This is a genomic window from Anaerolineae bacterium, assembly GCA_013178015.1.
GTDB lineage: Bacteria > Chloroflexota > Anaerolineae > DRVO01 > DRVO01 > Ch71.
The window spans coordinates 12,272-37,275 of the sequence record JABLXR010000041.1 but is presented as its reverse complement, the minus strand read 5'-3'; the positions used below and the strand labels follow the sequence as shown (position 1 = coordinate 37,275).

Annotated in this window: 23 protein-coding genes; 21 read left to right on the top strand and 2 right to left on the bottom strand. The window is 66.8% G+C overall.

The genetic code is table 11. The annotated features are described in order from the left end of the window. The 6 genes from HPY83_15145 to HPY83_15120 form a co-directional block, all read left to right on the top strand. Positions 1–752: hypothetical protein (locus tag HPY83_15145; protein NPV09281.1), on the top strand; the 752-nt coding region annotated here is incomplete at its 5' end. A 246-nt stretch (positions 753–998) separates the two neighbouring features. Then, complete coding sequence (locus HPY83_15140; protein NPV09280.1) at positions 999–1,778, top strand: hypothetical protein; 780 nt, start codon at positions 999–1,001, stop codon at positions 1,776–1,778. 57 nt (positions 1,779–1,835) lie between these two features. After that, positions 1,836–2,549 carry a PspA/IM30 family protein gene (locus tag HPY83_15135; GenBank protein ID NPV09279.1) on the top strand — a complete coding sequence of 238 codons (714 nt, stop codon included), beginning with the start codon at positions 1,836–1,838 and terminating at the stop codon, positions 2,547–2,549. Between the two features lie 70 nt (positions 2,550–2,619). After that, a complete protein-coding gene (locus tag HPY83_15130; protein ID NPV09278.1) occupies positions 2,620–2,790 on the top strand; it encodes a hypothetical protein in 171 nt (56 codons plus the stop codon). Positions 2,791–2,996: 206 nt separating this feature from the next. Continuing rightward, positions 2,997–3,908, top strand: a complete 912-nt coding sequence (locus tag HPY83_15125; GenBank protein ID NPV09277.1) for a hypothetical protein — start codon at positions 2,997–2,999, stop codon at positions 3,906–3,908. Positions 3,909–4,177: 269 nt separating this feature from the next. After that, complete coding sequence (locus HPY83_15120; protein NPV09276.1) at positions 4,178–4,390, top strand: hypothetical protein; 213 nt, start codon at positions 4,178–4,180, stop codon at positions 4,388–4,390. Here HPY83_15120 and HPY83_15115 read toward each other — a convergent pair. Continuing rightward, a complete protein-coding gene (locus HPY83_15115) occupies positions 4,387–5,271 on the bottom strand; it encodes a DegV family protein (protein NPV09275.1) in 885 nt (294 codons plus the stop codon). The genes HPY83_15120 and HPY83_15115 overlap by 4 nt on opposite strands. 270 nt (positions 5,272–5,541) lie before the next feature. Here HPY83_15115 and HPY83_15110 point away from each other — a divergent pair, with 270 nt between their 5' ends. Beyond that, a complete protein-coding gene (locus HPY83_15110) occupies positions 5,542–5,979 on the top strand; it encodes an Rrf2 family transcriptional regulator (protein ID NPV09274.1) in 438 nt (145 codons plus the stop codon). Positions 5,980–5,997: 18 nt separating this feature from the next. Here HPY83_15110 and HPY83_15105 read toward each other — a convergent pair whose 3' ends face one another. Continuing rightward, positions 5,998–6,453 carry a LysM peptidoglycan-binding domain-containing protein gene (locus tag HPY83_15105; protein ID NPV09273.1) on the bottom strand — a complete coding sequence of 152 codons (456 nt, stop codon included), beginning with the start codon at positions 6,451–6,453 and terminating at the stop codon, positions 5,998–6,000. A gap of 404 nt (positions 6,454–6,857) precedes the next feature. Here HPY83_15105 and HPY83_15100 point away from each other — a divergent pair, with 404 nt between their 5' ends. The 14 genes from HPY83_15100 to HPY83_15035 all read left to right on the top strand — a co-directional run bounded on the left by HPY83_15100 (position 6,858) and on the right by HPY83_15035 (position 23,980). Next, positions 6,858–7,301, top strand: a complete 444-nt coding sequence (locus HPY83_15100) for an Rrf2 family transcriptional regulator (protein NPV09272.1) — start codon at positions 6,858–6,860, stop codon at positions 7,299–7,301. A gap of 22 nt (positions 7,302–7,323) precedes the next feature. Beyond that, positions 7,324–8,256 carry a cysteine synthase A gene (cysK, locus tag HPY83_15095; protein ID NPV09271.1) on the top strand — a complete coding sequence of 311 codons (933 nt, stop codon included), beginning with the start codon at positions 7,324–7,326 and terminating at the stop codon, positions 8,254–8,256. 12 nt (positions 8,257–8,268) lie between these two features. Further along, complete coding sequence (gene larE / locus HPY83_15090; GenBank protein ID NPV09270.1) at positions 8,269–9,126, top strand: ATP-dependent sacrificial sulfur transferase LarE; 858 nt, start codon at positions 8,269–8,271, stop codon at positions 9,124–9,126. 59 nt (positions 9,127–9,185) lie between these two features. After that, positions 9,186–9,572 (top strand): rhodanese-like domain-containing protein, encoded by a 387-nt coding sequence (locus HPY83_15085; GenBank protein ID NPV09269.1) that lies wholly within the window; start codon positions 9,186–9,188, stop codon positions 9,570–9,572. A 152-nt stretch (positions 9,573–9,724) separates the two neighbouring features. Further along, positions 9,725–10,579: a high-affinity iron transporter gene (locus HPY83_15080; GenBank protein NPV09268.1), complete on the top strand. Its 855-nt coding sequence runs from the start codon at positions 9,725–9,727 to the stop codon at positions 10,577–10,579. A 593-nt stretch (positions 10,580–11,172) separates the two neighbouring features. Next, positions 11,173–13,074, top strand: a complete 1,902-nt coding sequence (acs, locus tag HPY83_15075; protein ID NPV09267.1) for an acetate--CoA ligase — start codon at positions 11,173–11,175, stop codon at positions 13,072–13,074. Between the two features lie 52 nt (positions 13,075–13,126). Further along, positions 13,127–14,440 carry an O-acetylhomoserine aminocarboxypropyltransferase/cysteine synthase gene (locus tag HPY83_15070; GenBank protein ID NPV09266.1) on the top strand — a complete coding sequence of 438 codons (1,314 nt, stop codon included), beginning with the start codon at positions 13,127–13,129 and terminating at the stop codon, positions 14,438–14,440. Between the two features lie 193 nt (positions 14,441–14,633). Then, on the top strand, positions 14,634–15,725 hold the full coding sequence (gene mnmA / locus HPY83_15065) for a tRNA 2-thiouridine(34) synthase MnmA (protein ID NPV09265.1): 1,092 nt from the start codon (positions 14,634–14,636) through the stop codon (positions 15,723–15,725). Positions 15,726–15,893: 168 nt separating this feature from the next. After that, positions 15,894–17,534 (top strand): hypothetical protein, encoded by a 1,641-nt coding sequence (locus HPY83_15060; protein ID NPV09264.1) that lies wholly within the window; start codon positions 15,894–15,896, stop codon positions 17,532–17,534. A 134-nt stretch (positions 17,535–17,668) separates the two neighbouring features. Next, positions 17,669–18,745 carry a hypothetical protein gene (locus HPY83_15055; GenBank protein NPV09263.1) on the top strand — a complete coding sequence of 359 codons (1,077 nt, stop codon included), beginning with the start codon at positions 17,669–17,671 and terminating at the stop codon, positions 18,743–18,745. Positions 18,746–19,162: 417 nt separating this feature from the next. Then, a complete protein-coding gene (locus HPY83_15050) occupies positions 19,163–19,996 on the top strand; it encodes a M55 family metallopeptidase (GenBank protein ID NPV09262.1) in 834 nt (277 codons plus the stop codon). A gap of 33 nt (positions 19,997–20,029) precedes the next feature. Continuing rightward, positions 20,030–21,526, top strand: a complete 1,497-nt coding sequence (locus HPY83_15045) for a sulfatase-like hydrolase/transferase (GenBank protein NPV09261.1) — start codon at positions 20,030–20,032, stop codon at positions 21,524–21,526. Positions 21,527–21,725: 199 nt separating this feature from the next. Next, positions 21,726–22,079, top strand: coding sequence for a hypothetical protein (locus HPY83_15040; protein ID NPV09260.1), 354 nt, complete (start codon positions 21,726–21,728; stop codon positions 22,077–22,079). A gap of 47 nt (positions 22,080–22,126) precedes the next feature. Then, on the top strand, positions 22,127–23,980 hold the full coding sequence (locus HPY83_15035; GenBank protein ID NPV09259.1) for a CapA family protein: 1,854 nt from the start codon (positions 22,127–22,129) through the stop codon (positions 23,978–23,980). Positions 23,981–25,004 lie beyond the last annotated feature (1,024 nt).

Below are 25,004 nucleotides of genomic sequence, written 5' to 3'. Positions count from 1 at the left end.
ACCAGGGCTACCTCCCCGAGGGCTTCCGCAACTTCCTCACCCGCATCATCTGGGCCCACCCGGAGGAGAAGGACGTCTACTCCTACGAGGAGTTCGTGCGCCTCTTCGATATTCGCCAGCTCTCCAAGGCCGGTCCCGTGGCCGACCGGGATCTCCTGGACTTCATCAACGGCCAGTACCTGCGCGATCTCAGTCCGGAGCAGTTCTACGAGGCTCTAGACGCGCTCCTGGCCCGGATCGAGGCCAAGGGCGAGGGCGTGGTCATCGAGGAGGGCACCAGGCAGGGCCGGGTGGCCCACGAGCTGAGCCCGGAGGAGGTCAGCCGCTTCGCCGCCGCCTTCCGCCGCGACCCGGACTACAGCCGCAAGGCGTTGACTCTGGAGCGGGAGCGGTTCAAGAAGCTGGGTGACTTCATCCTCCAGTACGCCTTCTTCCTGCCGGACCTGTACTCGCCGCCGGGGCCGGAGGCTCTGGCCAAGCAGATGGGCAGCGCCGAGGCGGCCGCCGCCATGCTGCGGGCCTACCTGGAGCAGTACGACTTCGCCGACGGGCACGAGGAGTGGGAGGCCAAGATCCGCCAGCAGGCCGAGGCGGCGGGGGTGAAGGCGGGCAAGCTCTTCATGACCCTGCGGCTGGCCCTCACCGGCGCCGAGCGTACTCCGCCCCTCTACGAGGTCACCCAGATTCTGGGGCCGGACGAGGTGCGCCGCCGTCTGGCTCTCACCATCGAGGCGCTCACCGAGGCTGTGTGAGTGTCGCTCCCCGCGTCATACTCGACGAGGCACCTGCGCTCTCGGTGTCATGCTGAACGGAGCGTCTGTTTGCGGAGTGAAGCATCTCCACTTCGCTGGGTGGAGATTCTTCGCTGACGCTCAGAATGACACGGGGGACTCTCAGGATGGCGCCAGGGAGGCTCGGCGCGAGGCGGTCACGGTTGGCCGCGCCCCCGTGGGCCGGCGTTCCGGCGTACACGTGACGCCGGATACCAGGAAGTGAGTGTGATCCTGCTCGTGCTCTACCACCTTATAGTGGCGCTCCTTCTCTGGATGGGCTCGGTACGCCTGTTCCGGGAGCTGGAGGGCCTGGATCGCCGCCCTGGGCCGAGCGTGGTGGCTTCTCTGGTACCGCCCCTGGTCTACCTCCTCATGGCCTTGGCCCTGCGCTCCCTGTGGTGGGTGGCCCTGGGTGCGGGCCTGTCTACCACGGCCATCCTAGGGCTGGCGCAGGCGGTCGGCCGGTGGCTGGGACAGAGGCTCGAGGGAGGGCAGGGCCGGTTCGCCGGCGCTCTTCGGCCCCGCACTGTAGAGGAGATGCTCCGCACCTACCTGGAACAGGGCCGGCAGGAGGAGGCGGCGCGGCTCCTCGACCGGTCCATCACGGGCGCTCCCTACGACCGCCTCAAGGTGCAGCTTCTGTGGGCGGCGTCCGAGTTGACAGCGCTGCGCGAGGGAGCCACCATCGCTCGGTCGAGCGGAGCTCCCGCCGTTCTGGTGGGCCGGGTGCACGATGACCTGCGGGAGGCAGGCGCCGCCTTGGCGCACACGGCTGGCGCCGCTGCCGCTGCCTCCGCCCAGGGAGTGGCTACGCCAGCGATGGAAGAGGCAGTGGACCGAGAGGTGGAGAAACTGCGGCGGTTCAGCGCCGCCGTCCTGGCCGCCCGCGAGGGCCTGGCCCAGGTGACGCTGTCCGGCAGCGACAGCGAGAGCGAACTGGCCCAGGTGGCCGACCGCCTACAAGCAGTAGCGGAGGCCGCGAGAGAGCTCTCTCGCGGCCTGTGATTCAGAATCGCGCCCGGTGACCTCGCCCCTGCCGGGCAGCTTAGGGAGGCAGAAAGGATGTCAGTTCTCAACCGTATCACCACTCTTATTCGCGCCAACATCAATGACGCCCTCGACCGAGCCGAGAACCCGGAGGTTATGCTGGACCAGATCCTACGAGACATGTACGACGGCATCAGAGAGGCCCGCGAGCAGGTAGTGGAAGCCGTGGCGCAGCAGAAGCTGGTGCAGCGGGACCTGGAGCAGGCTCGGGAGCTGGCCGAGAAGTGGCGGCGTAACGCCGAGCTGGCCGTGGCTCAAGGGGACGACGCCCTAGCCCGCGAGTGCCTGGTCCGCAAGCGGGACTACGAGACCAACGCCCAGGCTCAGGAGCGCATGCTGGCAGCTCAAGAACCGATCATCAACAAGCTCAAGTCGGAGCTGGCCCTGCTCGAGTCTCGCTACGCCGAGCTCAGGAGCAACCGGGACTCCCTTCTGGCCCGGTATCGTGCCGCTCGGGCTCAGGAACACATCCAGCGCACAACCGAACAGGCCCTGGGCAGCGTTTCGGTCTACGACCCCAGCAGCCAGATCGAGCGAATGGAGCGCCGCATCCGGGAGAAGGAGGCCCAGGTGGCCGCCCGGGGCGAGATGTTGGCTGCCTCGGCGGAGTCGCGCCTGGAGGCGCTGGAGCGCGGCGAGACCGACCTGGAGATCGAGGCCGAGCTGCTCTCTCTCAAAGCAGCCGCCGGGAAGGCGCAGCTCCCCTCGGCGGAGGCTCCTGAGAGCTAGCTCGACGGCGATGCACACATATGTCGCTGTCAACTGACCCGTGGATGTCACCGATACTGAGGAGGCAGCGATGCAGCTAAGCCCGCCCAAAAGGGTTACGTGGAACCTATCTCTACTGCTGGCACTGGCGGGAGTGGCCACCCGGCTAGTGGACGTGGGTCTGGGGGCCGAGGCGTCCTTCTGGCTGGTCACGGCCGGCTTCGTCCTGCTAGCCCTGGGCAACATCCTCAGGGGCTTGTAGAGGCAGAGGGACTCACCGCAGAGATCGCAGAGAGCGCAGAGAAGGGCAAGGGCAGGGTCTAGCGTTCTTCAGATGGGCGTGGCGCTGCGCCAGATGCATCAGGGCCAGCCTGCCCCGCCTCATGGCTCGTGCCTGTTCTCTGGCTTTCTCCTTGTTCTTCTCGGCGGTCTCTGCGATCTCTGCGGTGAGATCCCCCGAGCCAGGACATGATGCAGCGTGTGGTTGCCAACATACTCGACTACCACCTGCGCGCTCCCCCGGGTCGCCGGGTCGCCATCGTGTACCCCGAGGAGAAGGCGACCCTGGCCCAAGCGATGGCGCAAGGGTTGGTGGCGCGGGACTGCCAGCACCAGCTCATCCCTGTTCCCGACGATGCTTCTAGCCTGCCGGATGCAGCGCTGGACGCCTTCGACGACGGGAACATCGGCCTCATCGTGCTCCTGTCCCCCGGCATGTGGAGCCGACAGGGAGTGGCGCGGCTCTTCGTCATGCGCGATGGCCAGCCCTCCCTGAGCGTTCGTCCCTCGCCTCTCTTCGTGGACACCGTGATCGCCCCCGAGAGCTTCCTCCGCGTGTACAGCTCGGATCCGCGAGAGGATTGGGCCCACCTCGAAAGCCTCAGGGACAGGCTGCCGGCCGATGCGCCTGTGCGCGTCACCGCCCCCGGCGGCACCGACCTGACCTTCCGTGCCCGGCATTGGATGATCTGCGGTCATACGGAGGTGCTCACCGCCCCGGTGGAGGGCTCAGCCGAGGGCCGGATCGTGGCCGATCTGAGCGTGTTCTACGGCCTGGTGTCGGCGCCCATCGAGGTGCGGCTTGACGGGGGCCGTATCGTGGCCCTTCGGTGCGCAGACGAATCCGACCGGCTGTTCCGAATGTACGTGGACGCGATGCAGCGCCACTTTGCCGCGGCGGAGGCCAACCGCCTCCTAGCCGAGGTGGGTATCGGGGGCAATGCGGGAGCTCGGCCTTCGGGGGTCATCATGGAGGACGAGGCGGTGCGGGGCACCTGTCACTTCTGCTTCGGCGACAACGCCCGCTATGGTGGCGCCAACGCCAGCGAGTGGCACGGGGGGACGGTGGTGGTGAGGGAGCCTCGGTTCTCAGCTGGCTAGCGTGCTCGGCATCGGGGGACGCAAGCGCCGTGGGAGCCGCCGCTCGGCGGCCATCGGGACGCCCGGCTTTGCCACCCGCACCACCTGCCGCTCGCCCCGGTTGGGCACGGGCGCCGGGCCCGATGGGCACAGGCTCAACGCTGGCAGCAGGCCCTCGGTCGGTGCCTCTGACCGCCCGCGTCCGATCGCGGTCCTGCTGGCCGCCCTTCACATTCGCCCAGGGCAATGGTAGATTGCTGATGAAGAGCGTTGGATTGGCGGAGGTGGCGATGTCAGGGACTTCATGGTTTCTCTGGCCCTTCGTGGCCCTGTGGCGCCTGGTGGCCGGCATCATCCAGGTCACTGGGCGGCTGCTGGCCATCGTCCTGGGGGTGCTGCTGATGATCCTCGGGGTGCTGCTGTCAGCCACCATCGTGGGAGCCGTCGTGGGCATCCCCCTGGCCGTCTTCGGCTTCATGCTGGTAGTGCGGGGTCTGTTCTAACCGGGTGGGCTTGCCAGGTCCTCGGGATCCGCGTACAGAGCTGCTCCCAGGGTCCCGGGCCCACTGTGAGCACCCACCACAGGGCTGAACTCCACCACCATCAGCTCCCTGCAGTCGAGCCGACGGCGTATGAACTCGGCCGTCTCCTGCGCCTCGTCGGGGGCATCGGCGTGGGCCACCGCGGCCCGCACCGGCCGGCCCTCGCCCCAGCTCTCGATCAGCTCGTAGAAGCGGCGTCGCGCCCGGCCGGCCGTGCGCACCCTCTCCAGAACGTGGATGGCGCCGTCCTTGATCTGGAGCAGCGGCTTGATCTGAAGCATGGCTCCCGCCACCGCGGCCGCTGCCCCGATTCGGCCGCCACGCCGAAGGTACTCCATCGTGGCCAGCATGAACACCACCCGCATCCGGGGGATCAGATCGCTCAGCCGCTCCACCACCTCAGTGGCCTGCCGGCCGGCGGAGACGGCCCGGCTGGCCGCCGACACCAGCAGTGCCTGCGCCCCCGAGGTGAGCCTCGAGTCCACCACATGTACCTGAGCTGCATCGGGCATCTCCTGCCGCAACTGCTCCGCCGCCATCCTCGCCGTTGCCACCGTGCCGCTGAGCTCGGCCGATATGTGGATGGAGATGATGTGGTCGAAGTCCGCGCTCAGGCGGCGGTAGGTCGCCAGGAAGTCGCCGGTAGAGGGCTGCGAGGTGCGGGGCAGAGAGGTAGCCGAGCGCAGCCGCCTGTAGAAAGTGGCAGCATCCATGTCGACACCGTCCCGGTAGGCCTGCTCGCCGAAGTAGATGTAGACCGGCACTACCTCGACCGAGTGCTCCCGAGCCCATTCAGGTGTCACGTTGGCAGTGCTGTCGGTCACCACGGCGATGCCGGACACAGCTTCCTCCGCTATAGGCGTCGGCGACCGCGGTAGCGGTGATTGCGCCCATGATACGGCCTCGCCCTCTGGCCGTCACGTTGCGCCCGGCACCGGCCCGGGTGCCCCCGGTGATGCGCCCCCACGCGCAGGCACACAACCTGTGCGTCGGGCAGCGTCGGCGCAATTGTTACCAGTCCAGGCACCAGCCTGCGTCAGTTGATGAGGAGGGCGGCTTGCGCTAGAGTGTCGTCGTCGGTCTTGAGCCAGCAGGCGGGGGAGGTGTAAGCAATGTTACGGCTCACCAGAAAGACCTGCTATGCCATACAGGCCATGATAGCCCTGGCAATCGCCCAGGCGAACGGGCGCGAGCAGCTGACGCGCGACGAAATGGCTGCGGAGCAGAACATCCCTCACGGCATCCTCTCCCACGTCCTTGTGGATCTGGCCAAGTCGGGCCTCCTGGTCAGCGTGCGCGGCATCGGCGGCGGCTATCGGCTGGCCTCCGACCCGACGCGGATCAGCGCCGCCGACATTGTGCGCGTATGCGAGCAGAGGATCACGCTCGTGCCCTGCCTCGCTGAGGAGAGCGCCCCTTGCCCGCGCATTGACAACTGCTCAGCCCGCTCGGTGTGGGACGAGCTTTCCTCGTCCCTCATGAACGAGCTCAGCGCAGTGACCCTGGACGACCTCTGCCGCGCACAGAGGCGGCTGATGGACGCGACCTGACACTGGTGGCCGCGACCTCTACTGGGACTCGGGCGTAACCGTTACCTGCGGGCCGGGGATGATCAGCACCTGGCCTATGGCCAGAGCCCGGGGGTTGGTGATGCCGTTGACTTCCATCAGCTCCTCTACCGAGACCCCGAATCTGGAAGCGATCAGGCCCGGGTAGTCCCCCTGCTGCACGACGTATAGCACCGGGGTGGCTGTGGGCTCAGGCGAAGGCGTGGGCGTAGTGGTGGCGGTGGGCACTGGGGTGTCCGTCGCGGTGGCGGTGGGTTCCGGCGTGTCCGTCGCGGTGCTGGTGGGGACGGCCGGGGTAGGCGTGGCTATCGGGATGGGCATCGCAGCGGAGGCCATCCCGGTGAGCTCGATGCGGATGGCCTCCAGGGTGCTCTGAAAGTCCGGAGGGGGAGGGCCGGCCCTGGTGCACGCCGTCAGGGCCAATGCTAGTGCCACGCAGGCCAGTGTGCTCCTCATTCCCTCCCTCGGCTCGCTCCGGCTCGCATGGCCGCCCCGCGGCCCGTGCTCCCTCCCTCTAGGATACCTTTCCAAGCCTCAGACGCAACCGCGATGGTGAGGACAGGCTGGCCTGGACCTGTGCCCGTATGGCATGGGTGCGCTCGAGCGTACCATCGGAGCCATCCCGGTGGTGGCCCAGGGCCGGCCTCTGTCTCGGCCCTGACCGCCGCGACTCCACATGCGTCGGGGCCGGGCCTCGGGCATCGCCCCGCCGCTCCTGGGCCGAACGAGTCACTGCCCTGGGCGGCCCTCAATGGGTTCTCGGGCCGTGGCTGTCGCCTCCCATTGACTGCTTCCCCCGCACTTGACAAGGACGCCCGCTTCCCGTATCATCCCACCAAAGACTACAGGACTACTAGGGTATGAACCTGACCACCAAGACCCGCTACGGCACCAGAGCCATGCTGGAGCTGGCCTTGCACCATGACGAGGGGCCCCTCAGCCTGGCCGAGATCGCCCGCCGCCAGGAACTTTCGGAGAAGTACGCTGAGGCTCTCATGAGCCGCCTCCGGATCGCCGGGCTGGTCCAAAGCGTCCGCGGGGCTCAGGGTGGCTACCTGCTTGCGCGCGACCCGGCGACCATCACCGTGAGAGAGGTGTACGAGGTGATGGAGGGGCCCGACCCGCCCGTGGCCTGCATCGCGTCCCCTGCCGAGTGTAGCCGGTGGGAGACCTGCGTCACGCAGGAAGTCTGGGCCAGAATGCATCGGGCCGCCATGGAGGTACTGGAGTCAGTAACCCTCGCCGACCTGGCCGACCGCTATCGCCGCCGGCAAGCCGCTGCGGCTCCCACGTACTGCATCTGATACAGTGCTCTGGAGGCACGAGATGGGCAGGATACTGGACGACATCACCGCTACCATTGGACGCACCCCCCTGGTACGTCTGTCACGGCTGGCCCGCGGCCTGGAGGCAGAGGTCGTGGGCAAGCTGGAGTCGTTCAACCCAGGTGGTAGCGTCAAGGACCGCATCGCCTGGAGTATGATCGTCGGGGCAGAAGAGCGGGGGGAGCTGACTCCGGGGGCCACCGTCATCGAGCCCACCAGCGGCAACACCGGCATCGGATTGGCCATGGTATGCGCCGCTCGAGGCTACCGCCTCATTCTCACCATGCCAGAGACTATGAGTGTGGAGCGGCGTAACTTGCTGCGTGCCTTCGGGGCGGAACTAGTGCTTACCCCCGGGTCTGAGGGCATGAGAGGCGCCATCCGCGAAGCCGAGCGCCTTCTCCAGGCCACCGCCAATGCCTACATGCCCCAGCAGTTCCGCAACCCGGACAATCCCCGGGTGCATCGTGAGACTACCGCCATCGAGATCTGGGAGGATACCGGCGGCGCGGTGGACATACTGGTGTCCGGCGTGGGCACCGGGGGAACCGTGACAGGAGTGACCGAGGTGATCAAGCCTCGCAAGCCGGGCTTCCGCGCCATAGCTGTGGAGCCAGCCCGGTCGCCGGTCATCTCCGGCGGTACCCCAGGGCCGCACCGCATCCAGGGCATCGGGGCCGGCTTCATCCCGGAGGTGTTGCGCACTGAGCTTCTGGATGAGGTCATCCAGGTAGAGGAAGAGGACGCCGCCGATACCGCCCGTCGGTTAGCCCGCGAGGAGGGAATCCTTGCCGGCATCTCCTCGGGGGCGGCGGCCTGGGCGGCGCTGCAAGTGGCGAGCCGCCCCGAAAGCAGGGGAAAGCTGATCGTGGCCGTGTTGCCAGACACCGGTGAGCGCTACCTCAGCACCGGGCTCTTCGGCGAGGCGGGGTAGCGGAGGCATTCCATGGCAGACGGCGCCGGTGGAGCTCCAGACAGTGCCGCCAAGGGCAAACAGGAGCGTCTGCTATCGCTCCTGCAGGCCACCGGGGGAGTGGTGGTAGCCTACTCCGGAGGGGTGGACAGCACTTACCTCCTGGCAGCCAGCCTACGGGCCCTGGGGCGGGAGGGGGTGCTGGCGGTCACGGCCCAGTCTGAGACCTATCCCGCGAGTGAGCTTCAGGAGGCACGGGAGCTGGCATCCAGGCTGGGGGCCCGGCACCGCATCATCCTCACCGATGAACTGACGGATGAGCGGTTCCGGCGCAATCCTCCCGACCGCTGCTTCTTCTGCAAGACTCACCTCTTCGAGGAGCTGTGGCAGGTAGCTAGGGAGGAAGGCCTGCCCCAGGTAATCTACGGTGCCACCGTGGACGACCTGGGCGACCACCGGCCGGGGATGCGGGCAGCGCAAGAGCTGGGCGCGAGAGCGCCTCTGATCGAGGCCGGTCTGACGAAGATCGAGGTAAGGATGCTCTCCCGCGATCTGGGTCTTCCCACTTGGGACAAGCCGGCCATGGCCTGTCTGGCTTCGCGCTTTCCCTATCATTCGTCCATCACTGGGGAGGGGCTGCGGCAGGTGGAGCAGGCGGAGGATCTACTGCGGCGCAAGATCGGGCTGCGCCAAGTACGCGTGCGGCACCACGGGGACGTGGCTCGGCTGGAGGTGGAGCCGGCCGACTTCGGCCGGCTGATCGAGCAGCGGCACTCGGTGGTCCAGGGGCTGAAGCAGCTGGGATACCGGTACGTCGCTCTGGATCTGCAGGGGTTTCGCTCCGGCAGCATGAACGAGGTATTGGCAGCGGAAGGGGCTGCCAGACGATGACGCGCTCCTGCGAGGGCAGCGTGAGCGACGGCCACTGACGGAGCGAGAAGGAGACGCGCTTGAGCGGACGGAGTTCGAGGAGGTCGCGCCCGAAGGCGCGCCGCGCACGAGATAAGGGGGGAACCTGGAGCCTGGCGGTGGGGAGCCTGCTGGTCCTGCTGGTGGTGGGCATAGTGCTGGCCCGCAGCTCCGGCACCGGAGCGCGAGCTGGCGCCGCGCCCACATCGGGGGGCACTTCCATCCCCTACCCGGAGGTGCTTCGAGTATCGGTGGACGAAGCCAAGGCACGCCACGACGCCGGGGAGGCTCTCTTGGTAGACGTTCGCAGCGAGGAAGACTTTCGGCGGGGGCATATCCCGGGGGCGATATCGCTCCCTTTGGCGGAGCTCGAGGACCGCTATCGTGAGCTTCCCCGCGATGCCGAGATCATCACCATCTGTACTTGACCTGCCGAGCAGAGTAGCGCCCGTGCGGCGCGGATGCTTGCAGATTGGGGCTATAGCGACGTCAAGGCCCTCCGGGGAGGGCTGGCCGCCTGGGAGGCGGCCGGTTACCCCGTGACCTCGGCGTCGCCCTAGTTGCAGGAGGAATCGGCTTGATTCCGAGCTTTCTCATCACCTTCCGAGAGACGTTGGAGGCCGCTCTGGTAGTCGGCATCGTACTCGGCTACCTCGATCGGACCGGCCAGAGGCGGTACCGCCCCGTGGTCTACTGGGGGGTCGCCCTCGGGCTGGCCGCCAGCGCCGTAGGCGCTCTCATCTTCGAATGGCTGGCCGGGGGGTTCACCGGGGCAGCGGAGCAGGTGTTCGAAGGCGTGACTATGCTCGTGGGGGCGGCGCTCCTGACCACTATGATCCTGTGGATGATGGGCCAGAGGCAGGTGGCGGCCGAGCTCCAGGAGCGCGTGGCCACCGAGGTGGCGGCGGCGCGCCGGTTCGGCCTCTTGCTCCTGGTGTTCGTCGCCATCCTCAGAGAGGGCATCGAGACCGTAATCTTCCTGGGAGCCGCCAGTTTCGCCGCCGGGGGCGCCAGCCTGGTGGGCGCATTGGCCGGGGTGGCGGCCGCCATCGTCCTGGGGTACGCTGCCTTCAGAGGGGCGATGAGGGTCAACGTGCGCACCTTCTTCAACGTGACCAGCGTCATACTCATTCTCTTCGCCGCCGGGCTGGTGGCGCACGGGATCCACGAGCTACAGGAAGCGGGCGTGGTCCCCATCGTGGTGGAGCACGTCTGGGACATCAACCCGCCGGTCAGGCCGGACGGGAGCTATCCTCTGCTACACGAGAACGGGTACGTGGGCAGCTTCCTCAAGGCTCTGTTTGGCTACAATGGCGACCCGTCTCTGATGGAGCTGTCGTCTTGGCTGGCCTACCTCGTCGCCGTGGCCGTGGTCTGGAGGGCCAGAAGCTCTGTCCATTCGAGGGGAGAAGCCGAGGTGCCCGCGAGCCACTGACGGGCGAAGGGAAGCCCGATGGCTGTCGTGGGGGGTGCATTCCAGTCCGGCTGCGAATCGCGGCACCGGTGCCGCATACCTGTCATCCCTGTCGTGATACTGAACACCTTGTGTTCGCCCCTACGGGAGGTGGTGGACGGGCGGCCGGGCTGGCCCGCGAGGCCTGCGCGCACGGGAGGTGGTGGATGGGCGGCCGGGCTGGCCCGCGAGGCCTGCGCGCACGGGAGGTGGTGGATGGGCGGCCGGGCTGGCCCGCGGGGTAGGCAATTTGCAGATCGGTTCGTCGTGGTGTCCGGGGCACCTAACACCTTCATAGCCGGCGTCAATACGCTGTCGGCCGGTGGCGGTGGACGCTCCCCGTGAGCGGGGGATCCTGACGCCTTCATAGCAGGCGTCAATACGCTGTCGCCCGTTTCCGAGATGCGCCCGGTTGTGGAGAACGCTTGACAGGGCATCCGGCCTGTGGTTAGTCGGTGGAGTACGGGCTCGAGGCCGCCTGGGTTATGCAGTGCCGCATGGCGGGATCAGGTCTCAGGCCCCTTTCCCCCATTCTACATAGGTAGGAGGTAGGAGCCGTGGTCCACGAATCTGCCATGCGGGAGACCGAAAGCGGCGAGGTCGAGAGCGGAGTGTACACACCACCACCCGAAGTAGTCGAGAGAGCGCACGTCAGAGACTGGCAGGAACTGGCCAGGTGGGCCAATGGCGACCCTATCGCTTTCTGGGAGGAGCGAGCGGAGGAACTCGAGTGGTACTCTCCCTGGGAGAGGGTCCTGGACGAGTCTGACAGGCCCTTCTACAAGTGGTTCGTCGGTGCAAAGGTGAACATAGTTCACAATTGTCTCGACCGGCACATGAACACATATCGCAAGAATGTACTGGCTCTCATCTGGGAGGGAGAGAACGGCGAGACGCGCACCTTCGCCTACTACGAACTCAACCGCGAAGTGAACCGGTTCGCCAACGTCCTCAAGAGCATGGGAGTGAGAAAGGGCGATCGGGTCACCATCTACATGGGCCGCGTGCCGGAGCAGGTGATCGCCATGCTCGCCTGCGCCAAGATAGGCGCCATCCACTCCGTCGTCTATGGCGGCTTCTCGGTCGAGGCTCTGGCAGAGCGGATCGAGGACTCGCAGTCGAGGGTGGCCGTCACCTGCGATGGCGGCTACATGCGAGGCAAGGTCGTCCAGCTGAAGCAAATCATGGACGAGGCCCTGAACCGCTGTGCCACTGTGGAGCACGTCATCGTGGTCCGGCGGACAGGCCTCGAAGTCAACATGGAACCGGGCCGGGACTTGTGGTACCACGACCTCATGAACTTGCCCATCGCCAACAGCAAATGCGAGACGGAGGTAATGGATGCGGAGGAGCCGCTGTACATCCTGTACACCTCCGGCACTACGGGCAAGCCCAAGGCCATCCTCCACACCCACGGTGGCTACATGGTCGGTGTGTACACCACCCTGAAGTACGTCTTCGACATTCAGGACGGCGATCGCTGGTGGTGTGCGGCGGACCCGGGCTGGGTCACGGGCCACAGCTACATCGTGTATGGGCCGCTTCTGCTGGGCACGACGAGCTTCATGTACGAGGGCGCGCCCACCCACCCCTTCCCCAACCGCTGGTGGCAGATGGTAGAGAAGTACGGCATCACCATTCTCTACACTGCCCCGACGGCCATACGTGGGCTGATGCGCTTCGGCGAGGCCTGGCCCAACCGCCACGACTTGTCGAGCCTGCGCTTGCTGGGTTCGGTGGGCGAGCCCATCAACCCAGAGGCTTGGCGTTGGTACTACAGGGTCATCGGGAAGGAGCGCTGTCCCATCATGGATACCTGGTGGCAGACGGAGACGGGGATGTTCATGATCACCCCATTACCGTGCCTGCCCCTGAAGCCGGGCTCGGCCACGTTCCCCTTCCCCGGCATTCAGGCCGACGTGGTGGACGAGGAGGGCAACCCGGTGCCGCCGATGGAGGAGGGGTACTTGGTTATCAGGAATCCCTGGCCGGCCATGCTTCGCACCATCTACGGCAACCCCGACGAGTACGTGTCTCAGTACTGGAGCCGCTTTCCCGGTGTCTACATGACCGGCGATTCAGCCAGGAGAGATGCGGACGGCTACTTCTGGATCATCGGCCGGGTGGATGACGTGCTCAAGGTATCGGGCTACCGCTTGGGCACCGCCGAGATCGAGAGCGCGCTGGTGAGCCACCCTGCCGTAGCCGAGGCTGCCGCCATTGGCGTGCCCCACGAAGTCAAGGGCAATGCTGTCTACACGTACGTCGTGCTGCGCCAAGGCTATCAAGCCTCGGATAAGCTGATGGAGGAGTTGCGCCAGCACGTGGGGCATGAGGTAGGTCCCATCGCTCGGCCCGAAGCTCTCACGTTCGTTGATGCGCTCCCTAAGACCCGTAGCGGCAAGATCATGCGACGAGTGCTGAGGGCGCGAGCGCTGGGCCAACCGGAAGGCGATCTCTCGACGCTGGAGGACTAGCACACCGCTTCTGGGCCCCTGAGCCCGACAGATCTTTGGAGGCAACATTCCCATGACCGTGGATGAACGTCGCTTCGGCTTTAACACCCGCCAATTGCACGCCGGCCAGGTGCCAGAACCGACCACCGGCAGCCGCGCCGTGCCCATCTACCAGACCACCAGCTATCAGTTCCGCGACACCCAGCACGCGGCCGACCTCTTCGCCCTGAAGGAGCCAGGCAACATCTACACCCGCATCATGAACCCCACTACTGACGTGCTGGAACAGCGCCTCGCCGACCTAGAGGGCGGTGTGGGTGCCCTCGCGGCCGCCAGTGGCCATGCCGCCCAGGCGCTGGCCATCCTGACGCTCTGCCGCGCCGGTGACCACATCGTCTCCAGCTGCAAGCTCTACGGCGGCACGGTCAGTCAGCTGCTCTACACTTTCCCTCGCCTCGGCATCGAGGCCACCCTGGTGGACCCCGATGATCCGGGGGCCTTCGAGCGCGCCATCCGCCCCAACACCAAGATCATCTACGGCGAGACGCTGGGCAACCCCGACATCAGCGTCTTCCCCTTCGAGGAGGTGGCGGACATCGCTGCCCGGCACCGAATCCCTCTGGTAATTGACAACACCTTCGCCACTCCCTACCTATGCCGGCCCTTGGAGCTGGGCGCCAACATCGTCACTCACTCCACCACCAAGTTCCTCGGCGGGCACGGCACTACCATCGGCGGTATCATCGTGGACGGCGGCAACTTCGACTGGGCTAGCGGACGGTTCCCCGATTTCACTGAGCCCGATCCCAGCTACCACGGGCTAGTGTACGCTGACGTGGGCGAGACGGCTTTCATCACCAAGGCCAGAGTGCAGATGCTGCGCGACGTTGGCGCCTGCCAGTCCCCCTTCAACAGCTGGGTCACGCTGCTGGGAGTGGAGACGCTGAGCCTGCGCATGGACCGCCACGTGGCTAATGCCCAAGCAGTGGCCGAGTTTCTGAGCGCGCATGACGCCGTCTCCTCGGTCGCCTATCCGGGGCTTCCCGAACATCCTCACCACGCTCGAGCCGAGCGATACCTGCCCAAGGGCCCGGGTGCCATCATCGGGTTCGACATCGTGGGCGGGATGGAGGCAGGCCGACGGTTCATCGAGGGGCTGAAGCTGTTCAGCCACCTGGCTAACGTGGGCGACGCCAAGAGCCTGGCCATCCACCCGGCTAGCACCACGCACAGCCAACTGAGCGAAGAGGAGATGCGTCGGGCCGGGGTTACGCCCAGCTTCGTCCGCCTGAGCGTCGGGCTGGAGGATATCGAGGACATTCTCTGGGACCTGGATCAGGCGCTGGAGGGTGCGGTGCGGGGGAGAGAGGGTGAGACGGGGAGATAGGGGGACGCGGAGACGCGGAGCCGGGCGCATTTCCCCGAGTCGGGACGCGATGTGTCAGGCCTGGGTCGTTTGGTACTCGTGGATGGAGCAGTCTGGTGGCCAGAGACACTATTGTTGCCGTGGATGACCTGCTGATGTGCTGGCGGTCCGCCTCGTGTTCTGATCGGTTGTGAACGAGCGAGTGGTAGTAGCCATGAGCGGCGGGGTGGATTCTTCCACCGCCGCCGCTCTGTTGGTGGAGCAGGGATACGACGTCATCGGCCTTATGCTCCGCCTCTGGTCCGAGGTCGAGCCGGGAGTCGAGAGCACAAACCGCTGCTGTACCCCTGAGGCGGTGGAAGAGGCGCGCGCGGTGGCCCACCACCTGGGCATCCCCTTCTACCTCATCAACGCCGAGGGGCAGTTCCGCCGTGAGGTGGTGGACTGCTTCATTGAGGAGTACTCCCGAGGGCGCACCCCCAACCCCTGCGTGGTATGCAATCGGCGGGTGCGCTTCGGCTTTCTCCTGGACTATGCCCTCATGCTAGGGGCCGAGAGACTGGCTACCGGACACTATGCCCGCGTCCGCCGGTCGGCAACCGGGCTCTTTCAGCTCTGGCGCGGAGCGGACCGGGAGAAAGATCAATCCTACATGCTGCACGCGCTGGACCAACAGCAGCTGGCGCGAGCCCTGTTTCCCCTGGGGGAGCTGACCAAGGCCGAGGTCCGCCAACTGGCGGCCGAGCGTGGCCTCCGCGTTGCCGACCGACCGGAGAGTCAGGACCTGTGCTTCGTCTCCGATGGCGACTACCGTCGCTTCCTAAGCCGGTGGGCACCGGAAACGGCTCGCCCTGGCCCCATTGTGGACCGGAAGGGGCGGCGATTGGGTACCCACCGAGGGCTGGCATTCTACACCGTCGGGCAGCGGCGCGGCCTCGGCATCGCCGCGCCTGAGCCGCTCTACGTGGTGGAGCTGCGGCCGGCAGAGAATGCGGTGGTAGTCGGGACGGCTGCGGAGTTGGGCCGTAGCCACCTGACCGCCTCGCCCATGCACTGGATCGAGGGCCGGCCGGAGAGCGACTGCCTCCGCGCCGAAGTGCAGATTCGCTACCGCGCCAGTCCCGTGCCGGCGAGCATAACGGTAGACGGCGATCGGGTGCACGTCACCCTTGATCGGCCCCTGCGCGACATCACGCCGGGGCAGAGCGCTGTGCTCTACCAGGGAGACCGCTGCCTGGGCGGCGGGCCCATCGAGAGCGGAGACGCAGGCGAGCACTCGGCCGACGGAGAGCCTGCGCCCTCATGATGCGTGGAGGCCGAGCATGCAGGAACGCACTGCCTGATGGTGTTCTGGTGAGCACGGACCTGGCTTGACGCAGGGAAGGGCTGAACGGCCTGGAGTAGCGAGCGCGCTTCACCCGCTACCGCGACCGTGCTATCCTTCACAGCACTCCTACCGCACTGGGGGGAGCCCATGTCCGCGAATGGACCGCTGCCACCGCTCAGCGTCGACCGCTTCTTCACCTACGCAGAGCTGACCGACTTCTTGAGAGCCCTGGCTGAGGCCAGGCCCGGATTGTGCCAGCTCTCATCTCTGGGGACGTCCCGGGAAGGCAGGCAGCTGCACCTGGTCACCATTACCGACTTCGCCACCGGCGTCCCCGAGGACAAGCCCGCCTACCTGATCCACGGCAACATTCACGCTACCGAACTGGCCGGAACCCACACTGCCCTCCACACCGCCAGGCGACTGCTGGTTGACCATCCGACGTCGGACCTGCTGGAGCGGGTGGCCTTCTACATCGTGCCCCGCATCAACCCGGACGGGGCCGAGTTCGCCGTGACTACCGGCGGCCAGATCCGCAGTCGCACCGACCGCTCAGAGCGCCAGCCCAACACGCTCTACCAGGAGGACGTGGACGGAGACGGTTACATCCTCTCCCTGCGGCAGGAGCACCCGGACGGTCGCTTCGTCGTCGACCCGGAGGACCCTCGGCTGATGGTCCGCCGCCGGGCCCGGTCTCCCGGACCGTACTACCGCCTCTTCCCCGAGGGCATCATCCACCAGTGGGACGGGAGCGACGAGATTCGGATCGAGGGGCGGGGGTTCGACTGGAACCGGAACTGGTCCTACGACTGGCGGCCGGAGCCGGAGCAGCCGGGCGCGGGGGATTTCCCCTTCAGCGAGCCCGAGATGCGCGCTCTGGCGGAGTTCATGCACTCGCGTCCCAACCTATTCGGCGTGCTCGGATACCACACCGGGCCGGCAGCGGTACTGCGCCCGCCTTCCACCGGCTCCCGCTCGGACCTGGACCCCGAGGACGACCAGGTGATGGAGGACCTGGCGCTGATCGGGGCGCGGGAGACGGGCTTCCCCGTGGTGCCCGTGGTCGAGTATCACACCCGGCGCGGGCGCGACATCAACCTGCGGGGGCACTTCCACAACTTCGGCTATCAGCACCTGGGCCTGTTCGTCTACGAGTTCGAGCTGGGCACCATCCTCAATAGCGCCGGCCTCACCACTGAGGAGATCTTCGCCATCCGCACCGAGGAGGAAAGCGAGGCCCACATGCGGCGGGTCATGCGCTGGTGGGATCGCGAAGCTCCCGACTACCCCCTGTTCCGGCCCTGGCGCCCGCTCGACCACCCACAGTTGGGGCCGGTGGAGGTGGGAGGGCTGGTCCGACCATACACCTACAACCCCAGCTTGAGGCACCTGCCCCGCATCGCCGAAGCCACCTATCGCTTCACGTTGGAGCATGCCGGCATGCACCCGTGGGTGCGGCTGGAGGAGGTGCGGACCGAGCCGGTGGGTGGGCCCGTGTACCGAGTGCGGGCGCGGGTGGCCAACCGGGGGCAGCTTCCCACCCAGGTCAGCAACCGGGGGAGGGCCCTGCGACGGCTGCGGACGGTGCAGGTGGAGCTGCACTTGGACGAGGGAGTGCAACTGCTTTCGAACCGGGGCCACGCCGATGTGGGCCACCTGGAGGGCGTGACCGGCAGCCGGCTTCTGGAATGGTTCGTCGCTGCCCCCGAGGGGGCCGAGGTCTTGTGCCAGGTCCGCGTCCTGGGTGGTGCGGGCGGCAACGTGAGCACGACGGTATGTGCTGGGTGAGACTCCCTGGCTGCGGCGATCATGGAAAGGCCTCACGCAAAGACGCCAAGGCGCAAAGGACAGCTTCTCTTCCTTGTTCTTCTCTGCGGTCTCGGCGATCTCTGCGGTGAAAGCCCCTACGGAGGCGGAACGAGATGGCGTATCCTTTCGGCAATGACCCGGCCAAGATCGAGGGCTACCGGCGCTTCTGGTCCCGCGAGGCGATGGATCGACCCCTGGTGGGCTTCTCCCTGAAGACCTGGTTCCCCATGCACGAGTTCGCCGCCTCTCGCGCCTGGAGGGGTCACCACTGGCTCACCCCGGATATGATCCGGCCGGAGGACTTCGTGGCGGACCAGGAGAGGCTTCTGGCCGAGGGCGAGGTGATCGAGGACGACATCATCCGGGGAGCCTGTCCTTCCCAGGCGGTGATGTGGCTGCCACCCATGTTCGGGGCTCCCCTGCGTATCCTGGAGGAGAGCACCCTGGCGCCGGACCTGAACCTGTCCTGGGAGGAGTTGGATCATCTGTACCTGGATCCGAACCACCCCTGGTTCGCCAAGCATCTGGACTTCGTGCGGGTGTTGGTGGAGGCGTCCGGCGGGCGTTACCCCATCAGCCACGGCACCATGAGTGGACCCTCGGACCTAGCGGCCATCTTCCGGGGGCACCACAACATGATCAACGACTTCTACGATGCTCCGGATAGGCTGCAGAAGCTGTTCTTCCAAATGATGGAGGCCTTCTGCACCGTTCGCGATGCTGTGTGGGATGTCGCGCCCCCCTGGCACGGTGGGTACTTCGACGCCCAGTACTCTCTCTGGGCTCCCGGACCCATCGTCAGGATGCAGGAGGACGCCACTGGCCTCTTCTCGCCCAAGCTGTACCGGGAACTGCTCCAGCCGGTGGATCGGGAGTGGGCCTCGCGGTACGAGTGTGCCTTCATCCACCTGCACTCCACCTCCAACTTCGTGTTGGACGCCATCCTGGAGGTAGACGAGATCGCCGCGTACGAGTACAACCGCGACGTGAGCGGCCCGCCTCTGGAGGAGATGATCCCCTACTACGCCATGGTACAGCAGGCGGAGAAGCCGCTGCTGATCCGCGGCTCCTTCACGCCCGACGAGGTCAGGCTGCTCCTGGACTACCTGGACAGCCGGGGGCTGTATCTCTACATCATGGTATCAAGCCTGGAGGAGATCGAGCCGCTCAGGGGGGTGCTGGGCATGTGAACGGGGAATGGAACGCTGATTGACGCTGATACTACGCAGATCGACGCTGATCAGACAGAGACAATGCAGAAGGATCAGTGGGAATCAGCGGCTTATCGGCGTTGTATGGCCTTGCGTCAGGAGCGGGCCCAGAGGATAGCTGCAGTGCAGCTGCCGGCGAGGGCTGGGTTGGGAATGGAGCCGGACGAGACCAATGCTGATTGATGTCGTCGCCTTCGTCCCGATCTGGTGAATCCTCGCCCTTTCATTCCGGTTTTCTGTGATCATGCGGAGTGGGGCCCGGCCCTCGTAGTCGTGCTGCCCGGATGGGGTGTGGCCGGCCCGGGGACCCGACTGATTGAGGCTAGCGGGTGACCAGTGCCTCTCTCACTGCTATCATGTTGCCGTTCTCTGCAATCGATCCATTCTGGGGGGACCGTGGCTCAAGTCAAGTCCGTCTACATGTTCACTGACATGGAAGGGGTGGCGGGGGTGGACAACTGGGACCCGCGCCACTTCGACTACGCCAATGAAGCCAAGGGCGTCTACGAACGCTCCGAGGTGCAGCGGCTGCTCACCGGCGAGGTGAACGCCGCCTGCGAAGGGCTCTTTGCCGCCGGGGTAGAGGAGATCATCGTCAACGATGCCCACGGCGCCGGCCGCACCATCCTCCCCGAGGAGCTTCTCTCGGGCGTCAAGATCGTGCGGGGCCTGAACCGCCCCCACTGGATGGTGGGGCTCTCCCGCCGCTGCGATGCCCTGGTGCAGGTGGGGATGCACGCCATGAGTGACACCCCCAACGCCAACCTCTGCCACACTATGAGCAAGTCCATCAAGGCCTACCGGGTCAACGGCCGGGAGGTAGGGGAGATGGAGCTGGCCGCCTACCTGGTTGGTGACTTGGGAATCCCCTGGATCTTCACTTCCGGCGACCTGCACGCCTGCCGCGAGGCTGAGCAGTGGGTGCCCGGCATGGTCACAGCGGCGGTGAAGGAGGGCCTCTCCGAGTTGTGCGCCATCCACCTGGCTCCGGTGGATGCCCGCGCGCTCATCCGCCAGCGCATCCAGGAAGCGGTGGCTAAGGCGAGCGAGATCGAACCGCTGGTGGCTCGGCCTCCGGTGGTGCTGGAGATCGAGCGGCGCGAGCCAGGCCCGCTGGAGGTCCTGGGCGGAGGCGAGAGGGTGGACGCCTTCACCGTCCGCTGGACGGGCGACAGCCTGTGGGAAGTGTTCATGCGCTCGCGGGGGACGCCGGTGCCTCTGCCGGCCTGATCGAGTGGCTAACCCGACCACGTAGGAGGCGTCGTGGCACGGCACAACATCCTTCTTCTGACTATGGACCAGCTCCGCTGGGACACGCTGAGCTGCTACGGCGCTCCCGTGTGCCAGACTCCTCACTTGGACTGGCTGGCGGGCCACGGCGTGCGTTTCACCCAGGCCATCACCAACACGTCCATCTGCACCCCGGCCCGCGCCTCCCTGCTCACTGGTTATGCCCCCTTCCGCCACGGCCTGCTGGCCAACTTCGAGCGCAACGTGGGCTATCCCTGGGAGATTCCGGAGCACAACCGCCTGCTGCCTTCGTACCTCCGGCCGGCGGGCTACGTCTGTGGCAACGTGGGCAAGTGGCACGTGGGGGTGGAGCGGGGGCCGGAGTACTATGGCTTCCAGGGCGAGCACATCGCCGGCTGGGCCCCCGACTACGAGCACCCCGACTACCTGGCCTACCTGGACGAGCGCGGCCTGCCCCGCTTCTCCACCCGCGATGAGGTGCGGGGCACCTTTCCCAACGGCAAGCCCTCCCTTCCCATGATGGGAGTGCACCAGGCCCCGGCGGAGGCTACCTACGATCACTACCTGGCGCAGCGAACGGTGGAGACGCTGCGCCGCTACGCCGAGCGGCGGGACCGCACCGGCGACCCCTTCTTCCTAGGCTGTCACTTCTTCGGGCCGCACCTGCCCTACTTCCTGCCCCAGGAAGTCCTGGAGCGCTATGACCCCGGTCTGGTGGAGCGTCACCCCTCCATGGCCGAGACGTTCGCCGGCAAGCCCGCCGTCCACCGGCGCTACAACGAGCACTGGGCCGTGGATACCTACCCCTGGCCGGTGTGGCAGCGGGTGGTGGCCGCTTACTGGGCCTACACCACCTTGATAGACGAGCAGATCGGCCGCATCTTGGGCGAACTGGAAGCCCTAGGCCTGGCGCAGGACACAGCCGTGTTCTTCGCCGCCGACCACGGCGGGTTCGTGGGCAACCATCGCCTGGCCGATAAGGGGCCCATGATGTACGACGACACCTACCGCATCAACTTGATTGCCCGCTGGCCAGGCGTGACGCCGGCCGGCGCGGTCTGCGACGCCCCTGTCACCCTGATGGATCTCATGCCCACCTTCCTGGACGTGGCCGGCGTGCCGGTGCCCGATGACCTGGATGCTCGGAGCCTGATGCCCCTCCTGCGTGACCCCGAGGCGGAGTGGCCGGACGCCGCTTTCGCCGAGTTCCACGGTCACCACTTCCCCTACCCCCAGCGGATGATCCGCACTCGGACCCACAAGCTGGTGGTGAACCCGCCCGACATCAACGAGCTCTATGACCTGGTAGCCGATCCTTACGAGCTCAACAACGTGTACGATCACCCCGCCTACCGGGACGTCCGCCGCGACCTGATGACCCGGCTGTACCGACACCTGCGCCAGGCCGGCGACAACTTCCACCACTGGCTGCCCAGCATGTTCGAGGTGGAGACGGAGGACGACCTGTGGGCCCGCCGGATCACGCCGCGAGACTGGGCACGCAAATGAGACGCGCACCTCCAGTGGGCCGGACGTCGGCACGGGACCAGCCCCTGGTACTGACTCTCGCCCAGGACCTGGAGCAGGGGGAAGTGCAGCCTGCCATCCGGGCGTGGCCACCGCCCAGCCCTCGTTCCGTTGACACGTGCAACAGGTGCTGCTATATGCAGCCGTATCCCCTCGCTAGAGGCAACCCCGGAGGACCTTCATGCCCTGGTGCAACATCGTGACCGGCAGAGCCTGCTCCCAGCCGGAGCAGGAGCAGATCAAGACCGACCTAGGTCGCATCTTGGCCGAGACCATGGACAAGCCCGAGACCGGCCTGGCGGTCACTTTCACCTCGGCCGATGGCTTCTATCGCGCCGGCGTGCCCGCGCCTGATGCTGCGGCAGTGGACCTGCGCTACATCGGGGAGTTTCCCCTGGAGGTGAAGCAGGCCGTCACCCGCCAGGTGTCGCAGTTGCTCCACCGGGTGCTCGGGGTGGACCCGATGAAGGTGATGCTGGTGATGAGCGAAGTCCACAGCGACAATTGGGGCCGCCGGGGCGGAGACTACCCTTAGGCCGTCCCTTCGCCCGACCGGCACAGCGCTTTCGTCGCTTCCTCAGGGTGGCGCTCCTTCTGGCCGGTCTGGGGCTGGTGGTTCTGCCTGTCCTCGCCGCCGCCCAGAACGACGACCTGGACGCCTACCCCTGGCTCTATCGGCGTTCCGGCCCTCCCCTGACCGACGGGGAACCGGTCGCCTCGGTTCTGGTCGTGGGGGACGTCATGCTGGGGCGGGGCGTGGCTCCCGCTTTGGGTGGTGCCGGTGTCAGCGATCCCCTTGCCGCACTGCCCTGGCTCGGCGCCGCCGACCTTACCCTGGGGAACCTAGAATCGCTGATCGTAGACCGACCGCCGCCCGACGCCCACTCGCTGGCCGCGCCACCCGGGGCGGCGGTAGCTCTGCGCCAGGCCGGCTTCGACCTCCTGGGCCTGGCCAACAACCACGCCCTGGACCGGGGGGCCCGGGGTCTGGTGGAAACGGTGGCCCGGCTGCGGCTGGCTGGGGTGGCGGCCGTCGGTGCCGGGCCCAGCGTCGAGACTGCCTGCGCTCCTGTGGTCCGAGAGGTCAACGGCATCCGGCTGGCGGTGCTCGCTTTCGACGCCTCTGGCTTCCCCTCGGGTGAGACGGGTACGCCGGGATGGACCACAGCCGGCTGGGATCAGGCGCGGGCCCTGGCGGCCATCGGCGTGGCCCGCCGGGAGGCCCAGGGCGTGATCGTCTCGGTCCACTGGGGCTACGAATACCAGGTGCACTCGGACCCCTACCAGCGCCGTCTGGCCCGGGCCATGGTGGAGGCGGGGGCGGACCTGGTGGTGGGACACCATCCGCACGTAGTCCAGGAGACCGAGGTCCAGGGCGAGAGCTTCGTGGCCTACAGCCTGGGCAACTTCGTCTTCGATCAGCAGCAGGGCGATACCCGACAAGGACTGGCCCTCCGGGCCCTGTTCGACCGGGACGGGCTGCGGGCGGTGCAGGGGCTGCCGGTGTGGGCCGGGTCGGCTCCCCGGCTGATGAGCCCGCAGGAGGCTAGCCCCTTACTGGAGCGAGTGCGACCGCCCGTTCCTCGCCTCGGCTTCGCCTGCCCGCCGCCCCTCCGAGGGCCGGGCTATGCCTGCCATCCGGTGGAGGTGGATCAGACGCCGGTGCGCGGCCCCTTCGTCGCCGGCGGACTGGACCTCACCGGGGACGGCGTGCCGGAGCGGGTGCGGCTGGCGGACGGGCGGGTGACGGTGAGCGGCGAGGGGTACGCGGACTGGGAGGGCCTGCCTGAGTGGCAGGTGGTGGACCTGGCCCTGGGAGACCCTGACGACGACGGGCGGGGGGAGATGGTGCTGGCCCTATGGAAGCCCGACGCCGACGGGCAACTCCGCAGCCATCCTTTCATCGTGGGCTATCGCGGAGGGGCTTACCGCGTGGTCTGGGGAGGGTCCGCCGTAGCCGATCCCATCCTGGAGCTGGAGCTGGGCGACCTGGATGGCGACGGCGTTCAGGAGCTGGTAGTTCTGGAGGAAGCAGACGAGGAGAGGACCGTGGCCGTATGGCGTTGGCACGGCTGGGGCTACACCCTCATCTGGCGCAGCCCGCCCGGGCCGTACAGCGACCTGGCGCTCACGCCCGACCGAGCGGGCAACCTGGTGATCAGCCTAGCGGGAACCCTCACGCAAGGACGCGAAGCAAGGCATGGGCTTGGCGCCTTTGCCGCTTTGCGTGAGACTGAGGGACCAACAGGAGGAACTGCATGTCCAACATCCGGGAGTTCGTCCTCAACCACGACCTGTTCTGCCATCACGACCATCACCGCTCCTACGGGGAGTTCGAGGCCGAGCGAGAGCAGTACGACTTCCGCCACGTTCTGGGCTACGCCTCGGCCGACCTGGTCACCGCCGCCGGGACTGCGACGGTTCGCGGGCCCGTGACTCGCGAGGAGGTGGTGCGATTCTGGCCCAAGATGCGGGTCACCGGCTACGGGCGGGCTGTCACGCTGACCTCGCGGGAGTTGTTCGGGCTGGAGTATGCGCCGGAGAACTTCGACGCCATCACTGAGGCGCTGCAGGACTCCATCCGTGGCCGGTCCGCGGAGGAGGTGTACCACTACTTCGTCCACGAGAAGGCGCACAACCGCTGGACCATCCAGGATGGGAAGTTCCGGTGCGATACCAAGGATGCCTTGAAGGAAGGCCAGTTCCCCGACTCCTACCGCTTCGCCTTTCGCTTCGACGCCCTTCTAGACATAACGGATGCCCAGCCTATAGACACGCTGGAGTGCTTCCTGGATCGGTCCATCCACACCCTGGAGCAGTTGGTCTCCGGGGTGAATGAGGCCATAGACCGCTTCCGAGCCACGGGCAAGCTGGCCGCACTCAAGATCGGCATGGCCTATCGTCGGGACCTTACCGTCTTCGACCCCACCCGGGCGGAGGCCGAAGCCGCGTTCAACCGTATCCGCAGCCGCAAGGCGTTCTGGGACGGCGTACAGCAGAACACAGGCGCCCTGGATGCAGCAGCGGGGCGGGCCTTGGGCGACTTCCTGTTCCACGCGCTGGTGCAGCGGGCGGCCGACGAGGACCTGCCGGTGCAAATCCACACCGGTTACCTGGCAGGCAACTGGGGCTCTCTGGCGGGGACCAAGGCCCTCAATCTCATCCCCATCTTCGACAAGTACCGCAACGTGCGCTTCGACCTCTTCCATGCCTCCTGGCCCTGGGCCTCGGAGCTGGGAGCCATCGCCAAGAACTACCCCAATGTCTGGGCCGACATGTGTTGGGCCTGGGCCATGAACCCCACCGAGTGTGCCCGCGCCCTATCCGAATGGCTGGATGGAGTGCCCTTCAACAAGATCTTCGCTTATGGGGCCGACACGGGCCTGCCCTGGTGCAACGTGGGCTACTCCCTCCAGGCCAAGATTGGGATCGCCCGCGTGCTGGAGGAGAAGATCGAGGC

What these genes read in the sequence shown, in the direction of transcription:
- HPY83_15060 (NPV09264.1), top strand. Translation starts at nt 15,894, where the DNA reads ATGTCCGCGAATGGACCGCTGCCACCGCTCAGCGTCGACCGCTTCTTC.
- acs (NPV09267.1), top strand. Translation starts at nt 11,173, where the DNA reads ATGCGGGAGACCGAAAGCGGCGAGGTCGAGAGCGGAGTGTACACACCA.
- HPY83_15055 (NPV09263.1), top strand. Translation starts at nt 17,669, where the DNA reads ATGGCGTATCCTTTCGGCAATGACCCGGCCAAGATCGAGGGCTACCGG.
- HPY83_15100 (NPV09272.1), top strand. Translation starts at nt 6,858, where the DNA reads ATGAACCTGACCACCAAGACCCGCTACGGCACCAGAGCCATGCTGGAG.
- cysK (NPV09271.1), top strand. Translation starts at nt 7,324, where the DNA reads ATGGGCAGGATACTGGACGACATCACCGCTACCATTGGACGCACCCCC.
- larE (NPV09270.1), top strand. Translation starts at nt 8,269, where the DNA reads ATGGCAGACGGCGCCGGTGGAGCTCCAGACAGTGCCGCCAAGGGCAAA.
- HPY83_15070 (NPV09266.1), top strand. Translation starts at nt 13,127, where the DNA reads ATGACCGTGGATGAACGTCGCTTCGGCTTTAACACCCGCCAATTGCAC.
- HPY83_15125 (NPV09277.1), top strand. Translation starts at nt 2,997, where the DNA reads ATGATGCAGCGTGTGGTTGCCAACATACTCGACTACCACCTGCGCGCT.
- HPY83_15040 (NPV09260.1), top strand. Translation starts at nt 21,726, where the DNA reads ATGCCCTGGTGCAACATCGTGACCGGCAGAGCCTGCTCCCAGCCGGAG.
- mnmA (NPV09265.1), top strand. Translation starts at nt 14,634, where the DNA reads ATGAGCGGCGGGGTGGATTCTTCCACCGCCGCCGCTCTGTTGGTGGAG.
- HPY83_15120 (NPV09276.1), top strand. Translation starts at nt 4,178, where the DNA reads ATGTCAGGGACTTCATGGTTTCTCTGGCCCTTCGTGGCCCTGTGGCGC.
- HPY83_15135 (NPV09279.1), top strand. Translation starts at nt 1,836, where the DNA reads ATGTCAGTTCTCAACCGTATCACCACTCTTATTCGCGCCAACATCAAT.
- HPY83_15110 (NPV09274.1), top strand. Translation starts at nt 5,542, where the DNA reads ATGTTACGGCTCACCAGAAAGACCTGCTATGCCATACAGGCCATGATA.
- HPY83_15130 (NPV09278.1), top strand. Translation starts at nt 2,620, where the DNA reads ATGCAGCTAAGCCCGCCCAAAAGGGTTACGTGGAACCTATCTCTACTG.
- HPY83_15105 (NPV09273.1), bottom strand. Translation starts at nt 6,453, where the DNA reads ATGAGGAGCACACTGGCCTGCGTGGCACTAGCATTGGCCCTGACGGCG.